Below are 1608 nucleotides of genomic sequence, written 5' to 3' on the forward strand. Positions count from 1 at the left end.
ATATATTTCCTAGTAGAAAAAAATBTTYAAAAAGGAAAAAATAAAATAAAACTAATAAATATATACAAATTTCTATAAATGAAATAAAATAGTATTATTAAATTAATGAAGTACCAAAAGGAGAATATATGGAAAATTTATTCGATTTTTTAGAAAATAAAGAAGCAAAACAAGAGCAAAATACAASKAWRMAAARYAARWRCAAAATACAACTATAAAAAGTAAATATACCGTAGATGAAGAACATCTAAAACATATAGAAAAAGTTAAAATAAGCTTATACAATGAAGATGAAATAAAAGCCTCAGGTTTAGATAGAAGTGATTATATAAGATTAAACAGTTATGTTGGATCTAGATTAAACACAGACTTAAGAGCTAAAAATAACCCTATAAAAGAAGAAACTAAAATAGAAGAAGTTAAAGAATACTACTTAAACTCACTTGAAGAAGTTGAAATAGATGAAGATATATTTAATGAAGAAGATAATGTAATAGAAGACAAATTTCTAATAGTAGATGGGTCTTCACTTTTATCAACAAGTTTCTATGCAACAGCAAGAGACTTATTATTTGCAAAAACAGAAGAACAAAAAGAGTTTGCATATACAAAACTAATGAAATCACCAGATGGAGAATATACAAATGGAATATATATGTTCTTTAAAACATTACTTCCATTACTTGAAAGTCAAAAGGTAACACATTTAGCAGTAGTACTTGATAGAAGTAGAAATACTTTTAGAAGAGAAATAGATCCAGAATATAAAGCAAACAGAAGTGAAACTCCATATCCTCTAAAAAGTCAATTTAAGTTATTAACTGAACTTTTAGAAGAAATAAATATACCAGTATTTTCTCATATTGAATATGAAGCAGATGACTTTGCTGGTAGTTTAGTTAAAAAGTTTGAAAAAGATATACCTATATACTTACACACAAAAGATGAAGACTATATTCAATTAGTATCAGAATATACTAAATTATGGATGGTAACAAGTAAGGCAGATGATATGTATAAGGAAATAGGTATAGACAAAAAGGCTATTGATGTTCCAAGTGGAATATTTGAATATACACCAGAGTACGTTAAACACTTTAAAGGAATAGAACCAATCCAAATTATAGATGCAAAGGCTATAGAAGGAGATAAATCAGATAACATAAAAGGAGTTAAGGGTGTTGGTCCAACTTCATCTAGACCACTTATAGCACATTATGGCTCTATAGAAGAAATCTATAAAAATATAGAAAACTTAAGCAAAGATGAAGAAAAAGAACTTTTAACATTCTTTAAGGATAACTTAGGTATAAAAAGGTCTCCTTTAAAGAACCTATTATTATATAAAGAAGATGCAATTATAAGTAAAAAGTTAGCAACTATAAAAACTGATATAGAAGAAATACAAAATATGAAACTAGATAGTTTAGCATTAAATATAGATAATGAAAAGATGCATAAAGTATTTATGGATTTAGGAATGGTTAGTTTAGTTAAATAATATAAATTTTTACTTTGTTTAATATTTAATAGAATAAAAAATAATAAAGGACCTATATATAGGTCCTTTATTTATATTAAAATRTAAAAAATGAAAAATTAAAAAAA

At 24.6% G+C, this 1608-nt stretch carries 1 protein-coding gene; it reads left to right on the plus strand.

Annotated features, from left to right (window positions below):
- Nucleotides 1–511 precede the first annotated feature (511 nt).
- Complete coding sequence (locus G3997_RS04520; protein WP_296649376.1) at nucleotides 512–1501, plus strand: 5'-3' exonuclease; 990 nt, start codon at nucleotides 512–514, stop codon at nucleotides 1499–1501.
- Nucleotides 1502–1608 lie beyond the last annotated feature (107 nt).

The sequence above is a fragment of the Romboutsia sp. 13368 genome (assembly GCF_018336475.1).
In the GTDB taxonomy this organism is placed as follows: Bacteria; Bacillota; Clostridia; order Peptostreptococcales; family Peptostreptococcaceae; genus Romboutsia.